Source organism: Propioniciclava sp. LT294, from assembly GCF_059516005.1.
Genome location: NZ_JCAKNG010000002.1, coordinates 122,507 through 136,650, shown reverse-complemented (window position 1 = coordinate 136,650; position 14,144 = coordinate 122,507). Strand labels below are relative to the sequence as shown.

Annotated in this window: 12 protein-coding genes and 1 tRNA gene; 2 read left to right on the top strand and 11 right to left on the bottom strand. The window is 71.7% G+C overall.

The genetic code is table 11. The features are described from left to right. From AC5YDA_RS03215 to lysA, 10 genes are all read right to left on the bottom strand, one after another. Window positions 1-657: an L-threonylcarbamoyladenylate synthase gene (locus AC5YDA_RS03215; protein ID WP_496188779.1), complete on the bottom strand. Its 657-nt coding sequence runs from the start codon at window positions 655-657 to the stop codon at window positions 1-3. Further along, the gene (gene prmC / locus AC5YDA_RS03210) at window positions 654-1,502 is read right to left on the bottom strand and encodes a peptide chain release factor N(5)-glutamine methyltransferase (protein ID WP_496188780.1); all 849 of its coding nucleotides are present in this window, start codon (window positions 1,500-1,502) and stop codon (window positions 654-656) included. The genes AC5YDA_RS03215 and prmC overlap by 4 nt, the downstream gene beginning before the upstream one ends. Beyond that, window positions 1,495-2,571 carry a peptide chain release factor 1 gene (gene prfA / locus AC5YDA_RS03205; RefSeq protein ID WP_496188781.1) on the bottom strand — a complete coding sequence of 359 codons (1,077 nt, stop codon included), beginning with the start codon at window positions 2,569-2,571 and terminating at the stop codon, window positions 1,495-1,497. Before prfA ends, prmC begins: the two co-directional genes overlap by 8 nt. A gap of 74 nt (window positions 2,572-2,645) precedes the next feature. Continuing rightward, a complete protein-coding gene (gene rpmE, locus AC5YDA_RS03200) occupies window positions 2,646-2,861 on the bottom strand; it encodes a 50S ribosomal protein L31 (protein WP_496188782.1) in 216 nt (71 codons plus the stop codon). 164 nt (window positions 2,862-3,025) lie between these two features. Then, the gene (locus AC5YDA_RS03195) at window positions 3,026-4,879 is read right to left on the bottom strand and encodes a hypothetical protein (protein ID WP_496188783.1); all 1,854 of its coding nucleotides are present in this window, start codon (window positions 4,877-4,879) and stop codon (window positions 3,026-3,028) included. Window positions 4,880-4,981: 102 nt separating this feature from the next. Beyond that, on the bottom strand, window positions 4,982-6,832 hold the full coding sequence (gene rho / locus AC5YDA_RS03190; RefSeq protein ID WP_496188784.1) for a transcription termination factor Rho: 1,851 nt from the start codon (window positions 6,830-6,832) through the stop codon (window positions 4,982-4,984). A 158-nt stretch (window positions 6,833-6,990) separates the two neighbouring features. After that, window positions 6,991-8,223: a glycosyltransferase 87 family protein gene (locus AC5YDA_RS03185; protein ID WP_496188785.1), complete on the bottom strand. Its 1,233-nt coding sequence runs from the start codon at window positions 8,221-8,223 to the stop codon at window positions 6,991-6,993. Next, window positions 8,207-8,821 carry a bifunctional phosphoserine phosphatase/homoserine phosphotransferase ThrH gene (gene thrH, locus AC5YDA_RS03180; RefSeq protein WP_496188786.1) on the bottom strand — a complete coding sequence of 205 codons (615 nt, stop codon included), beginning with the start codon at window positions 8,819-8,821 and terminating at the stop codon, window positions 8,207-8,209. The genes AC5YDA_RS03185 and thrH overlap by 17 nt, the downstream gene beginning before the upstream one ends. A 1-nt stretch (window position 8,822) precedes the next feature. After that, complete coding sequence (locus AC5YDA_RS03175; protein ID WP_496188787.1) at window positions 8,823-10,124, bottom strand: homoserine dehydrogenase; 1,302 nt, start codon at window positions 10,122-10,124, stop codon at window positions 8,823-8,825. Window positions 10,125-10,130: 6 nt separating this feature from the next. Continuing rightward, complete coding sequence (lysA, locus tag AC5YDA_RS03170) at window positions 10,131-11,552, bottom strand: diaminopimelate decarboxylase (protein ID WP_496188788.1); 1,422 nt, start codon at window positions 11,550-11,552, stop codon at window positions 10,131-10,133. Between the two features lie 307 nt (window positions 11,553-11,859). Between lysA and AC5YDA_RS03165 the strand changes: the two genes are divergently transcribed. Further along, window positions 11,860-12,732, top strand: a complete 873-nt coding sequence (locus AC5YDA_RS03165; RefSeq protein WP_496188789.1) for an endonuclease domain-containing protein — start codon at window positions 11,860-11,862, stop codon at window positions 12,730-12,732. Between the two features lie 238 nt (window positions 12,733-12,970). Next, window positions 12,971-13,045 (top strand) — tRNA-Arg (locus AC5YDA_RS03160). 53 nt (window positions 13,046-13,098) lie between these two features. Here AC5YDA_RS03160 and AC5YDA_RS03155 read toward each other — a convergent pair. Further along, entirely contained in the window at window positions 13,099-14,034 is a 936-nt protein-coding gene (locus tag AC5YDA_RS03155; RefSeq protein WP_496188790.1) for a lytic transglycosylase domain-containing protein, read from the bottom strand. Window positions 14,035-14,144 lie beyond the last annotated feature (110 nt).

Sequence of the window (14,144 nt, the reverse complement as noted above, 5' to 3'; positions counted from 1 at the left end):
TCAGGCCTCGGACTCCTCGGCGATCTCCACGAGATCCGGCACCGCCTCGTTCAGCTGCTCCGCGGTGATGCGCCCCTCACGCAGGATCCGCGCCCGCGCAGTGGTCAGGTCCACGATCGTGGACGGGATGGGTCCGGCCATCGCCCCGGCGTCCAGGTAGACGGAGCAGGAGTCGCCGAGTTGGGCCTCGGCGTCCGCGATCGTCAGGGCGGCGTCCTGCCCGTGGACATTGGCGCTGCTCACGGCCAGCGGGCCGGTGCGACGCAGCAGTTCGCGCGTGAAGTCGTGGTCGGGGACGCGGACCGCGATGGTGTCGCCACGGTCCCCCAGGTCCATGCGCAGGGAATCCCGCGCGCGCAGGACGACGGTCAGCGCCCCGGGCCAGAAGGCCTCGGCCAGCCGGTGGAGGCGGTCGTCGATGCCCGCGGCGAGCGCTCCCACCATGCCGACCTCGGCGACCAGCACGGGCGGGGGGAAGTCCCGGCCGCGCTGCTTCGCGTCCAGGAGACGCTGGACGGCGGCACCCGAGGTCGCCTGGGCACCGACGCCGTAGACCGTGTCCGTCGGCAGCACGATGACCTCGCCCGCCGCGATGGCTTCCGCCGACGCGCCGAGGGCGGCCTCCGCATCAGCGATGTCGATGACGATGTGGTTCACGGAGCCATCCTGCCACCACGGCGCGCCGTCACGAACCGCGGCCGGTCCGTGAGGTCGCGGCTGTCGACGACCTGGGTGAACGAGCCCTGGCGGACGAAGACCTCGGGTGCGGATTCCTCCTGCACCTCGGCGTGCTCGGCGCCGGCCCAGCCGCCGGGCCGTAGGAGGCGGGCCGCCACGTCCGCGACCACGCGCATCGCGTCCAGGCCGTCCGGGCCCGACACCAGCGCCAGCGCCGGGTCGAAGTCGCGCACCTCGGCCGGGACGTCCGACCAGTGGTCCAGCGGGACGTAGGGCGGGTTGGCCACGACGAGGTCCACCGTGCCGTCCAGTTCGGTCAACGCGTCAGCCATGTCGCCGAGCCGGATGTCCACGTCGAGGCCCGCGAGATTGCGCACCAGGTAGGCGTGGGCGTCCGGCGACAGCTCGACGCAGTGGTAGTCGGCGTCCGGGTGCTCGGTGGCGAGCGCCTTGGTGATGGCGCCCGATCCCGCACAGAGCTCGACGACGACGGGCCGTCCCCCGGCTGCACCTCGCTCGGCGAGCCGCTCGAGCGCCCACCCCGTCATGACCTCGGTCTCCGGGCGCGGGATGAACACCCCGGGCCCGACCTCGAGTTCGACGGTCCGGAACCAGGCCCGTCCGGTCACGTGCTGCAGGGGCTCCCCCGCCACGCGGCGATCCACGAGGGCGTCCAGCGTGGCCAGCGCCGCGGCGTCCGGTGCCGGGGCCAGCAGGAGGCGCCCCGGCTCGACGCCGAGCACGTGAGCGAGCAGGATGCGGGCCTCGTGCACGGGGATCCGCCCCCCGAGGCGCGCGACCAGGGCCGAGTTGGACTCAGGCACCGGCGGACGCCAGCCGCTCGGCCAGGTCGGCGGCCTGCAGGGCCTCGATGATCCCGGACATGTCCCCGCCGAGCACGGCGTCGAGGTTGTGCGCCTTGTAGCCGATCCGGTGGTCGGCGATCCGGTTCTCCGGGAAGTTGTAGGTGCGGATGCGCTCCGAGCGGTCGACGGTGCGCACCTGCGACTTGCGGGCACTGGACGCCTCGGCCGCGGCCTGCTCGTCGGCCAGGGCCGCCAGTCGCGCCTTGAGGATGCGCAGTGCCGAGGCCTTGTTCTGCAGCTGGCTCCGCTCGTTCTGGCACGTCACGACCGTGCCGGTCGGCAGGTGCGTCAGGCGGACGGCGGAGTCGGTGGTGTTGACGCCCTGCCCGCCCTTGCCGGAACTGCGATAGACGTCCACGCGCAGGTCGTCCTCGTTGATCTCGATGTCGCTGTCGTCCTCGACGTCCGGCATCACGAGGACCCCGGCGGCCGACGTGTGGATGCGGCCCTGCGTCTCGGTCACCGGCACGCGCTGGACGCGGTGCACACCACCCTCGAACTTCAGGACGCCGTACGGCGAGGCGTCGGGGCCGGCACTGGCGGCACCGTGGACGGCCATCGTCAGCGACTTGATGCCGCCGAGGTCGGTCTCCGTGGAGTCCAGGACCTCGACCTTCCAGCCACGGGTCTCGGCGTACTTGCTGTACATGCGGAAGAGGTCGCCGGCGAACAGGGCCGACTCCTCGCCGCCCTCACCGGACTTGATCTCCAGCAGAGCGTCCATCGAGTCGTGGGGGTCACGGGGGGCGAGCAGTTCGGCGAGCTTCTCCGACGCCACGGCCAACTGCGCCTCGAGGGCGTCGGCCTCCTCGGCGAACTCGGGGTCGTCGGCGGCGAGCTCCCGGGCCGCGGCGAGGTCGGCGACCAGCGCCTCGTGCTCGCTGAGCGCCCGCACCACGCCGGTCAACTCGGAGTAGCGGCGTCCGACCTTGCGCGACAACGCCATGTCGGCGTGCGTCGCGGGGTCGGACATCCGCTGCTCGAGTTCTGCATACTCCGCGCGCAGCGCGTCCGTGTTGGTGAACATCCGACCTCGGTTCTCGGCGGGGAATGAGCAACGCCGGGTGCCAGCGACCTGCTGGCACCCGGCGTGCGGAGAAGTTACTTGGCCTTCTTGGCGCCGTAGCGCTTCTCGAAGCGGGCGACGCGGCCGCCGGTGTCGAGAATCTTCTGCTTGCCGGTGTAGAACGGGTGGCACGCCGCGCAGACCTCGGCGCGGATCTGGCCGCCCTTGGCGGTCGAGAAGGTGGTGAACGTGTTGCCACAGGTGCACGTGACCTGGGTCTCCACGTAGTCCGGGTGGATGCCCTGCTTCATGAAAGTCTCCTTGAGATGGGACGTTTCCGGGTCGCCGAAATCGAAATGGCGGGTCATGGGGCCCAAGGCGTGAACCGGAACCGACGACCCATTCTGCCGCAAGCGGGCGCAGAACCCAAACCGGGGCGGAGGCGCACTGCCGCGACGGCGACCCAGCGGCCCGCTCAGAGGATCGGCACCCGCCTCATGACGGTCGACGGCCGGGGAGCCGACATCATGTCCGCCTTGGCCCGTGCGCGTTCGGGGTCGTCGACGAGCGCCGCCGCCCGCACGAGTGCAGCGTCCAGGTCGGCGGCGAGCCGGCGCTGTTCGCTGCTGCGCAGGGGGTAGCTGGGCGGGTCGGTCGGATCGAGGTCACCCATCGCGCCGCGCCCGAGCGCGTAGCCGGACAGGAAGCGCGGCAGCGTCTCCAGCATCGCCCGGTACCGCACCCAACGGTGGTTGTCCCAGCCGGTCGCCTCCCCGAAGGTCTTGGTGGTGAACTTCTCGACCATCACCTCGGCGGCCACGCGCCCGCGCTCGGCGAGCCCCTCGATGGTCCGGGTGTCCATGAACAGGTTGAGCCCACCCTCGGACCCGGACTGCAGGACCCGCACCACCCTGTCCCGCATGCCGGGGGTGCCGAGCTGGCTGGCGTCGGCCCACTCCCGGGAGGTGGCCAGGGCCGCGGAGAAGAAGCTGGCCAGCGCCCCGAAACCCGAGTCCTCGATCGTGCGGTGGGTCGGTTGGACGGCGCGGTTGTCACGCGCCCAACGCAGGTTCTGCCGTTGGTCGGTCGAGGGCTCGGCGCCGTCCGCGAAGCCGCCGAGGTCGATGCAGAAGGTGGGCCGGGTCGGGAGCGGGGCATCGAACAGGTGGACCGGGAAGTTGCTGCAGAAGCCGCCGTCGGTGAACCACACGCGCCGGAACTCGGGGGTCTCGGTCTGTTCGCCGCCGCGGCGGATCGTCCAGAGTGGCACCGCCGAGATGAGCAGCGGGAAGCTCAGCGACATGCGCACCGACACGATGACCGGCAGCAGGTGCGGCTCGGGAAGACGGCGAAGGTGGCGTGGGTGGGCCGCGGCCGCGGCGTCCTCCTCCGACCACGCCTGCTCCTCCCCCGCGACTTCGGGACGCGCGGGCGCCGCCGCCGCCAGGGCGTCCATCACGTGCGCGGGGAAGAGCCGACGCCAGGCGGCCGGCTCGTAGAAGAACACGCGCGTGTCCCACGGCATCTCGTAGGGACGCGCCTGGGTGAGGCAGGTGCTGACCATCCGCAGGTCGATCCGCCGATCGGCGATGGGCACCGGACGCGCCTCGTCCGAGCCGGTCCACAGGTGGCCGTACAGCAGGGGCCCGGTGCCCCGGCCGGGCCCGGCGAGCTGGTCGATCTGGTCCGACAGCCAATCGGTGAACCCCGGGCCCCGGCCGGTGGACAGCCCGGTGCAGATGCCGAACAGGTTGTCGGGGACGTCCCGGCCCACCGTCCGCCAGACCCCGCCGGCCACGCCGATCGCGACACCGAGGACGAGGATCACCAGGCCCGCGAGCACGAATGCGATGCCGAGCCCGAGGCGTCCGGATGCCAGGGCGGCGACGATCAGGGCGAGGCCGGGCAGGCCACCCACGAGGGCCCGCACCGGGTAGCCGCGCAGCAGCGCTCCCCCGACGGCCAGCAGGCGGGCGGCCCCCTGCTTGGCGGCACCCGGCGCATCGTGCCCCGTCGCCGTCAGCAGGACGCCGAGCAGGGGCTCGGTCGAGGGCTGGGCCTGGAACAACGCGGCCAGGCGGCCGTCCGACAGCGTGCCGGGGATCGCGTCCAGACGGTCGAAGCCGCCGCCGGCACGCCCGAACTCCGCCGCCGCGCCGAGCGCTGCACCGATGGCACCGGCCGACGCACCACCCAGGCTGCGGAGCCGGTAGTGACGGCTGAACTCGGTGAGGGCCCGCGGGTACACCACCCCGCTGGTGATGCCACCCTTCATGACGACGTCACACTGGGGCATGGCGTCAGGTTCGAACGCGCGGGTCTGGGACACCTGAGTCTCCTTCGGGGGGGGCCACACTCGTACGCCAAGCGTGAGCGGGCGCGCCCCCCGGTGACAAGGGGCAGGCCGCCCCCTGCGTCGGGAGAAGGAGGGTCAGTCGTTGCTGGGTGTCGTCCGGCTGATCAGGTGCAGGAACTCGAGGTTGGTCTGCGTCTTCTTCAGGCGGTTGATCAGCATCTCGAGCGCGGCCTGGTCGTCGAGGCCGGACAGGACGCGACGGAGCTTCCACATGATCGCGAGCTCCTCGCGGGTCATGAGCTGCTCCTCGCGGCGGGTGCCGGATGCCACGGCGTCGATCGCCGGGAAGATGCGCTTGTCGGCCAGGTCGCGGCGCAGGCGCAGCTCCATGTTGCCGGTGCCCTTGAACTCCTCGAAGATCACCTCGTCCATCTTGGAGCCGGTCTCGACCAGCGCCGTGGCCAGGATCGTGAGCGAGCCGCCGTTCTCGACGTTGCGGGCCGCGCCGAAGAACTTCTTCGGCGGGTACAGCGCCGCGGAGTCGACACCGCCGGACAGGATGCGGCCGGACGCCGGCGCCGCGAGGTTGTAGGCGCGGGAGAGGCGGGTGATGCCGTCCAGCAGCACGACGACGTCGTGGCCGAGCTCCACCAGGCGCTTGGCCCGCTCGATCGCCAGCTCCGCGACCGTGGTGTGGTCGTCGGCCGGACGGTCGAACGTGGACGCGATGACCTCGCCCTTGACCGAGCGCTGGAAGTCGGTGACCTCCTCGGGACGCTCGTCGACCAGGACCACCATGAGGTGCACCTCGGGGTTGTTGGTCACGATCGAGTTCGCGATGGACTGCATGACCATCGTCTTGCCAGCCTTGGGCGGCGACACGATGAGGCCACGCTGGCCCTTGCCGATGGGCGCGACCAAGTCGATGATGCGCCCGGTCATGTTGGTCGGGATCGTCTCGAGGCGGAAGCGCTCCTGCGGGTAGAGCGGCGTGAGCTTGTTGAACTCCGGACGCCCCTTGGCCTGCTCGGGATCCGTCCCGTTGATGGTCTCCACCCGGACGAGCGGGTTGTACTTCTGGCGCTCCCCCTCGCGCTGGGCGCGCATGACGCCGGTGACGACGTCACCCTTGCGGAGGTTCCACTTCTTGACCATCGACAGCGACACGTAGGCGTCGTTGGTCGAGGGAAGGTATCCGGTCGTGCGGACGAACGCGTAGCTGTCGAGCACGTCGAGGATGCCGGAGATCGGCGTCAGGACATCGTCATCGGAGACGGTGGGCTCTGCCTCCATGCGCGACAGGTCAGGGCCCTGCGGACCCCGACCGCTGCGCTGGCGCTGGTTGCGGTCGCGGCTCCGGCGCCGGCGGTTGCGGCGTCCGCCCTGGCCGTCGTCGTCGTAGTCGTTGCGGTGCTGCTGCTGTTGCTGCTGGGGCGGGCGCGCCTCCTGCTGCTCGGCACGGGGCTGCTGGTCACCGCCCTGAGCCTCAGCCTGGGCGTTGTCGCCGCCGTCCCGGTTGCGGTTCCGGTTGCGGCTGCGGCGGCCGGGCTCGGCGGCCAGGGCCTCCAGTCGCGCGGCCACGTCATCCTGGCCGGCGGGCGTCTCGACGGAGTCGCCGCCCGTCTCGCCGCGCTGCTCGCGCTGCTCGCGCTGCTCGCGGCGCTCGGCCGGAGCCGCTGCCGCGGTCTCCGACGTGGTCAGGGCGGGCTGCGCTTCGGGAGCACCCTCGGGACGACCCGCGCGTCGACGCGAGCGCTGCACGGCCACACCCTCGGTCGGGGCGCCCCGGTCCGGCGCGGGCTGCGTGGCCTGCACCGGAGCGGCCTGGGTGGCGGGCGCCGCATGCTGGGCGGCAGGGGCCGCACCCCCCTGGGCTTGACGAATGGCTGAGACGAGTTCCGCCTTGCGCAGTCCGGCGGACTTCACGCCGAGTGAACTGGCGACCTTCTTCAGGTCGGGCAGGAGCATCGAGTCGATGTTGGTCACGAAGGTCCTCTCGTGGTCCCCGCGCGGCACCGTGCCTGACGGGGTTCGGCGCGGTGCAGGCCCGAAGGGCTCGGCAGGACGCCGTAGGTGAAGGAGCAGGTCATCGCCGGTACCCGGCCGCCCGACCTGTGCAGGCGATCGCACCTGTTGTGCGCTGATCAGCCTAGCACGCCCTCGGGGGCGTGCGAGCGCAGCCCCTTGCGGCGCGCCGCGAGGATGCCGCACAGGAGCAAGAAGGCGATCCCTGCGACGACGCCCGCGTTGACGACGACCTGCTGGCCCACCGTGTAGGTGAGTTCGACGCCGTCACCGCCGGGCAGTTGCTTGAAGGGGGCGTGGAGCGTCCACACCGCGTAGAAGAGCCCCAGCACCCGGACCGACACCGCGAGGTGGCGATCCAGCACCAGCACGGCCGTCAGCGGCACGATCCAGACGTAGTGGTGGGACCAACTGATCGGAGAGGCCAACAGGCTCGTCAGGCCGGCGATGCAGATGCCCAGTCGCTGCTCCCCCGCGCGCTGCACGAGCACGGCCGCCGCGATGCCGAGCACGACCACGACCACGCTCAGCACGAGCCCGCCCCGGGACAACTCTCCGAACAGCCGGGCCCACATCCCCATCACGGACTGGTTGGTCTTGAACACGATGCCCGCGTTGATGCCCGAGTCACCCGACATCAGCCCGCCCCAGTAGTGGAGGGACCCCTGCGGCATGAGGAGGAAGCCCAGCCCGGTGGCGGCGACGAAGGTGAAGAAGGCGACCAGCCCGGGACGCCGACGCCCGGCGAAGAACTGCTGGGCCGCCACGGTGGCCGGAGTCAGCTTCACGGCCGTGACGAGACCGATCCAGAACCCCTCGGGCAGAAGGCGCCGCGGGAGGACCCGGCGCCCCGGCATGGAGTCCAGGACCGCCGCGGCCGCGAGGAGGACCCCCAACTGTCCGAAGCCCAGCGTCTCCCGGACCGGTTCGGCCAGCCACACCGCGGCCATCGTCACGACCGACAGCACCCACCCGGACAAGCCCAACCGGTACAGCATGGCCATGAGCAGGGCGACCGTGAGGGCGATCCAACCGACCTGCGCGACGCCGAGGTCGATCCACGCCAGCGGTCCGGTGAACAGCGCGGCGAACGGCGGGTAGATCCAGGGCAGGCCCTCGGCGATGTAGAAGTCCTGGCCGGCGAGCATCATCTGGCCGGTGCGCCGGTAGACGTCGAGGTCGATCATCGCCGGACGCCACGGGTCGAACGAGCCGCCCGTGATGGTGGTCGCCCCCGCCCACAGGCCCGCGAAGAGCGGGGGCAGGAACAGCACCAGCGCCCAGAGGACCGATCCGAGGGTGAGGTGGTGGCGTTGCGTGGGGACCGCTACGGGATCAACCAGCCGTGACACGGTCGGCCGCCTCGAGGAACTCGGCGCGCAGTTGGTCGTAGTCGCGGGCGACGGGGTACTGCGGGAACTCGGCCACGACGCTGTCGGGCGGGCTGAACAGGATGCCCGCGTCGGCCTGACCGAGCATGCCGGTGTCGTTGTAGGAGTCACCGGTGGCGACGACCTGCAGGTTCAGCGACTGGAAGGCCGCGACCGCCTTCGTCTTCTGGTCCTGCTGGCGCAGCCGGTAGGCGACGATGCGGTCGTCGACGATCTCCAGGTTGTGGCACAGCAGCGTCGGGTGGCCGAGTTGGGCCATCAGCGGCATGCCGAACTGGTAGAAGGTGTCGGACAGGATGACGACCTGGAAGCGCTCGCGCAGCCAGTCGAGGAACTCCGCCGCACCGGGCAGCGGGCCGAGGCCCGCGATGACCTCCTGGATCTGCGACAGCGAGATGCCGTGCTCGTCCAGCACCTTCAAGCGGTGGGTCATCAACTCGTCGTAGTCGGCGATGTCGCGCGTGGTCAGGCGCAGGGCGTCGATGCCGGTGCGCTCGGCGACGTTGATCCAGATCTCGGGGACGAGGACGCCCTCGAGGTCGAGGCAGGCCACCAGCATGTCAGGCTCCTTCCACACGCAGCACGCGCACGTCACCCAGGACGTCGCCGCCCTGCAGCAGTTCGTCGACGACGGCCCGGATGTTGCCGTCCGGGGCCCGGTGGGTCGTGATGCCGAGGCGGGCGGAGGCGTACGAGCCGTACGTCTGCTCCTGGCGGACCGCCGCGATGGACACGTTGCGGCGGGCCATGGCGTCCGCGACCCGGGAGAGGACGCCGGGCTCGTCCCGGACCGTCATGGCCACGTAGTAGGCCGACACGACGAGCGAGGGGTCGGTGATGCCGGGCGAGGTGTAGGCCGACTCCCCGTGCCCCGCCACGCCGCGGACACGGTTGCGGGCGGCGGTGACGACGTCGCCGAGCACGGCGGACGCCGTGGGAGAACCGCCCGCGCCCGGGCCCATGAACATGAGGCGTCCGGCGTTCACCGACTCGATGAACACGGCGTTGTAGGCGCCGCGGATCCCGGCCAGCGGGTGCTCCTGCGGCACCAACGTCGGGTGGACGCCGACCGCGACCGTTCCGTCGGCGGAGATCGAGCACTGGGCCAACAGCTTGATGACGCACCCGAGCGACTCTGCCGCCCGGACGTCCTCGGCCGTCACCGAGGAGATGCCCTCGGTGTCGACGTCGTCCAGCGTCACGCGCGTGTGGAAGGCGAGCGAGGCCAGGATGGCCGCCTTCGCAGCAGCGTCGTGGCCCTCGACGTCGGCGGTGGGGTCGGCCTCGGCGAAGCCCAGGCGCTGGGCGTCCGCCAGGGCGTCGCCGAAGGAGACACCGTGGGTGTGCATCTGGTCGAGGATGTAGTTGGTCGTGCCGTTCACGATGCCCTTGACCGCGGTGACGGCGTCGCCGACCAGCGATTCACGCAGGGGCCGGATGATCGGGATGGCGCCGGCGACGGCGGCCTCGTAGTACACGTCGACCTCGGCCTTGGCCGCCGCCTCGTAGATCTCCGCCCCGTGCTGGGCCAGCAGCGCCTTGTTCGCGGTGACGACCGACTTGCCGGCCTCGATCGCGGCGAGGACGTACTCGCGCGCCGGACTGATGCCACCGATGAGCTCGATGACGAGGTCGACGTCCGGCCTGGTCACGAGGCCCTGCACGTCGTTGGTGAGCAGCGACGGGTCGATGCCGGGGCGCTCGGTCGCCCGACGGACGCCGATGCCGACGAGTTCCAGCGGGCGCCCGACGCGCGCACGGAGGTCGTCGGCCTGCTCGAGCAGGATGCGGGCCACCTGCGAGCCCACCACACCGCAGCCCAGGAGGGCCACCCGCACGGGGGCATCACCGAGGGTCATCATGGGAAGTCAGTCCTCAATCTTGGGGTCGAGGCCGGCGTCCAGCGCCAGCAGGTCGTCCAGCGTCTCCCGCCGGATCATCGTCGTGATCCTACCGTCCCGCACCGACACGACCGGCGGGCGGGGCGTGTGGTTGTAGTTGCTGGCCATGGAGCGACTGTAGGCACCCGACGCGGGCACCGCGAGGATGTCGCCGATGCCGGTGTCGGCCGGCAGGAAGACGTCCCGGACGAGGATGTCTCCACCCTCGCAGTGCAGGCCGACCACGCGCGACAGCAGGGGCGTGGCCGGGCTCACCCGGTTGGCCAGGATGGCCGAGTACTCCGCGGCGTACAGGGCGGGGCGGATGTTGTCGCTCATGCCGCCGTCGACCGAGACGTAGCGGCGCTGCTGTCCCCCGCCGACCTCGACGCTCTTGGTCGTGCCGACGGTGTACAGCGCGGTGCCCGCGGGACCGGAGATCGCGCGGCCCGGCTCGATGGACAAGATGGGCTTGTCGAGACCGAAGGCTCGGCACTCGTGGGCGATGATCTCGTCGAGCCCCTTGGCCAGGTCGTGCGGCGTCGCCGGGGAGTCGTCGATGGTGTAGGCGATGCCGAAGCCGCCGCCCAGGTTGAGCTCCGGGAGCGTGACGCCGGTGGCCTCCTTGAACTGGCTCATCAGTCGCAGCGTGCGGCGGGCGGCCACCTCGAAGCCGTTGGTGTCGAAGATCTGGCTGCCGATGTGGGAGTGGATGCCCCGCAGTTCGATGTTCGCCGACCCGTGGCAGCGCACCAGCGCCACGAGCGCCTGCCCCCCGGAGATGGAGAAGCCGAACTTCTGGTCCTCGTGGGCGGTGGCGATGTACTCGTGGGTGTGCGCCTCGACGCCCGTGGTCACGCGGACCTGGACTACCGCCTTGGTGCCGAGCTCCTCGGTCAGGCGCTCGAGGCGGCTGATCTCGTCGGGGGAATCCACCACGATGCGCCCCACGCCCTCGGTGAGCGCGAGCCGCAGGAGGGCGTCCGACTTGTTGTTGCCGTGCAGGCCGATGCGGGCCGGGTCGAAGCCCGCGCGCAGGGCCAACGTGAGCTCACCCAGGCTGGCGACGTCCAGGTTGAGGCCGGACTCCGCGATCCATCGGGCGACGGTGCCGGACAGGAAACTCTTGGAGGCGTAGTAGACCTTCCACTCGTGGAAGGCCTCGCGCCACGTCAGCGCCCGGCCGCGGAAGTCGACCTCGTCGATCACGTACACCGGGGAACCGACCTGCTCGACGATCTCGCTCACGGTGAGCCCGCCGATCCGGAGCGCGCCGTCGTCGTGGCGTGAGACCGTGCCGCTCCACAGGCCGTCGACCAGCGCGTTGGCGTCCGTGGGCTTGACCAGCCAGTTCGGGGCCGCGGAGACCGCGTCCGCGTGAATGGCGCCGGCGACGTGCATGTGGGTCATGCGGCCATTTTTCCATGATCGCCGCTCCCCTCCCAGCCCGCGCCAGCGGTCGGACGGGGTGCGCCGGGTCGGGTGCAGGCGATCCGCGCCGGGGAGGCCCCGTCGCGGGTCCGGCGCGCATCCTGTCACGCTCGCTCCCCTCAGGAGTGCCAAGATCCCTTGTCGTGGTGATCCCACACCCGGGAAAGCACTGGCGACGGTGACCGAATGCGCGTCTGTCCACATCCGTGGCCGGGCGAGGGACGCCCCGTCCACACCCGCGAGGACTCGGTGACCGAACCGGGGAGGGACCGCCCATGGTCCGTGCATGAACGAACGCATCGAGGCCGCATTCGACGGGCCCTTCCTGGTGGCCGCGCAGCACCCCGCGCTGAGGCATGCCATCCGGCGAGCGGTGGGCCGCCGGGAGATCGAGCGGTTCCTGCCGGGCCTCTACATCCGGCCGGGCACGACCCTGGCGTGGCGCGAGCGCGTCACCGCCCTCCGCCTGGCAGTGCCGGACGCCGTCATCACCGGGGTCGCCGCCGCCAAACTCACCTTCTGGCCCGAATTGGACGATCCCCAGGTCGTGGAAGCCGTCGCCGAACTTCGCCCGCGAGAGGGGTACGCGTTCTCCCGCCGCCGCGTACCACGGAGCCACAGGCGGACACTCGACGACGGCACGTGGGTCACGTCCCGGCCGCGCACCGCGCTGGATCTGGTCGCGACGCTGGGTGGGTCCGCCATCGACCGCGCCCTCCGCTCCGGCATGGACCTGGCCGACCTGCGTCGCGTCACCCGCGACCTGGCCGGCGGCCGTGGCGGGCGGAAGCGGACGCGCCTGGTCGAGGAATCCCGCGACAGGCCCTGGTCCCCGGCCGAGCGCGCGGGCCATGCGGCCCTGCACGCGGCGACGATCGAGGGTTGGAAGGCCAACCTGAAGCTCTCCTTCGGGTCGAGCACCTACGCGCTCGACATCGCGTTCCCGGCTCTCCGGCTGGCCGTCGAGATCGACGGACGGAGCTACCACGAGAACGACGGCTCCTTCGCACGCGATCGCCGGCGGGACCGGGTGCTGGCCGAGCACGGCTGGCAGACCATTCGCTTCACCGCCGCGGAGGTGTTGGGAGACCCGGTCGAATTCGTGCGGTCGGTGTGTGCGGTGCTGGACGCCCGGGCACGACTGCTCGGACTCACGTGAGGGCGCGCGCCCTGGCGCGTCTGGGGCGTCCGCGCACCCTGTCACGCTCGCGACGCGTGGCGAGCACCACCAGGACCCGTTGACCTGCCGCGATGCAGACCGGGCGCCCGCGCCGGCGTGACGGCATGCGCAGCGCTCCGCCGCCTCCCGCGAGTGAGGCAGCATGCCGGGAACCCGCCCACGACGCACTGCCCGCGAGTCCCGTGCTACAGTCGTCGTCGGCCCTTTCGGGCCATGGGCCCCCTTAGCTCAGGGGATAGAGCACCGCCCTCCGGAGGCGGGAGCGCAGGTTCGAATCCTGCAGGGGGCGCCAAGGATTCCGATCCGCAAGGATTGCCATCCGTCACCGTGGCCGGACACCGCCGGTCAGCGCGGCACGCGCCTGGCGTACTCGTTGGCGATGCCGGCGACCTCGGCCAGGTACTGCTCGGACCGGTTGTAGCCGATGACCGCGTTGCGCCAGCCGCCCGCCGACTCCATGCCACCGGACGCGCACAGGTAGCGTCCCGCCGCCAGCGCCGCGTCGTCGATGTTGTGCGGGTCCTTCACGCCGTCCCCATTGCCGTCGGCGCCGTGCGACGCCCACGTGGAGGGGATGAACTGCATCGGCCCGACCGCCCTGTCCCACGTGCCGTCGCCGTCGAGGGCGCCGCCGTCGGTGTCGGGGATCGAGGCGAACCCCTTGCCGTCGAGAGCGGGACCGATGATGTGCGGTCGCGTGGTGCCGTCCGCCGCCAGCACCGCGCCGCCGTACGAACCGTGGCGCGACTCGACCTGGCCGATGGCCGCCAGGGTGTTCCACCCGAGCGAGCAACTGGCCCGCTCACGCTGCAGCGTCAGGGTGGCCAGTGCGTACGCCTCGAGGGCCCGCCGCGGCACTCCGGTGGCGGCGACCACGTCGTCCAGCCAGCGCGGATCCGGCCGACTCCCCGGCCGGGGGGCGGAGGCGGTCTGACTCCTCGCCGGTCGCGCCGTGGGGGTCGGCACCGGCTCCGCGGACGCCGCGGGCTCGGCCCACGGAGGTGTCGGGGTCGGGGTCGGCCCGGGATGCGGAAGAGTCGTCGGCTCGGGTGAGGGTTCCCCGCCCGGTGGAGCCGACGCCGGTTCGGCGGGTGCGACGGTGGCGGCGTCCACCACGGCGGGGGGCCCGGGCATGGCGTGGGACGTGGGCGCCTGCCGGGTCGCGAGGGCACCTGCCACGATGCCGCCGACCAGCACCACGACCAGGCCGCCACCGGTCGCCGCGACCCAACCGCTCGATCGGTTCGACGTCGTCGGGACGTCGGGGGTGTCGGTCTCCACGCACCCAGTGTGCGTCAGCGCTGACGCCAGAGCGATCCGGCCCTCCCCGGTGGGGGCCCGCGGAGTGACCCGCCGCACGGCATCGGCAGTTATGGCACGCCGCGTTTCCT

Coding starts and splice junctions, on each gene's coding strand:
- prfA (WP_496188781.1), bottom strand. CDS start 2,571: ATGTTCACCAACACGGACGCGCTGCGCGCGGAGTATGCAGAACTCGAG.
- rpmE (WP_496188782.1), bottom strand. CDS start 2,861: ATGAAGCAGGGCATCCACCCGGACTACGTGGAGACCCAGGTCACGTGC.
- thrH (WP_496188786.1), bottom strand. CDS start 8,821: ATGCTGGTGGCCTGCCTCGACCTCGAGGGCGTCCTCGTCCCCGAGATC.
- AC5YDA_RS03175 (WP_496188787.1), bottom strand. CDS start 10,124: ATGATGACCCTCGGTGATGCCCCCGTGCGGGTGGCCCTCCTGGGCTGC.
- lysA (WP_496188788.1), bottom strand. CDS start 11,552: ATGACCCACATGCACGTCGCCGGCGCCATTCACGCGGACGCGGTCTCC.
- AC5YDA_RS03165 (WP_496188789.1), top strand. CDS start 11,860: ATGAACGAACGCATCGAGGCCGCATTCGACGGGCCCTTCCTGGTGGCC.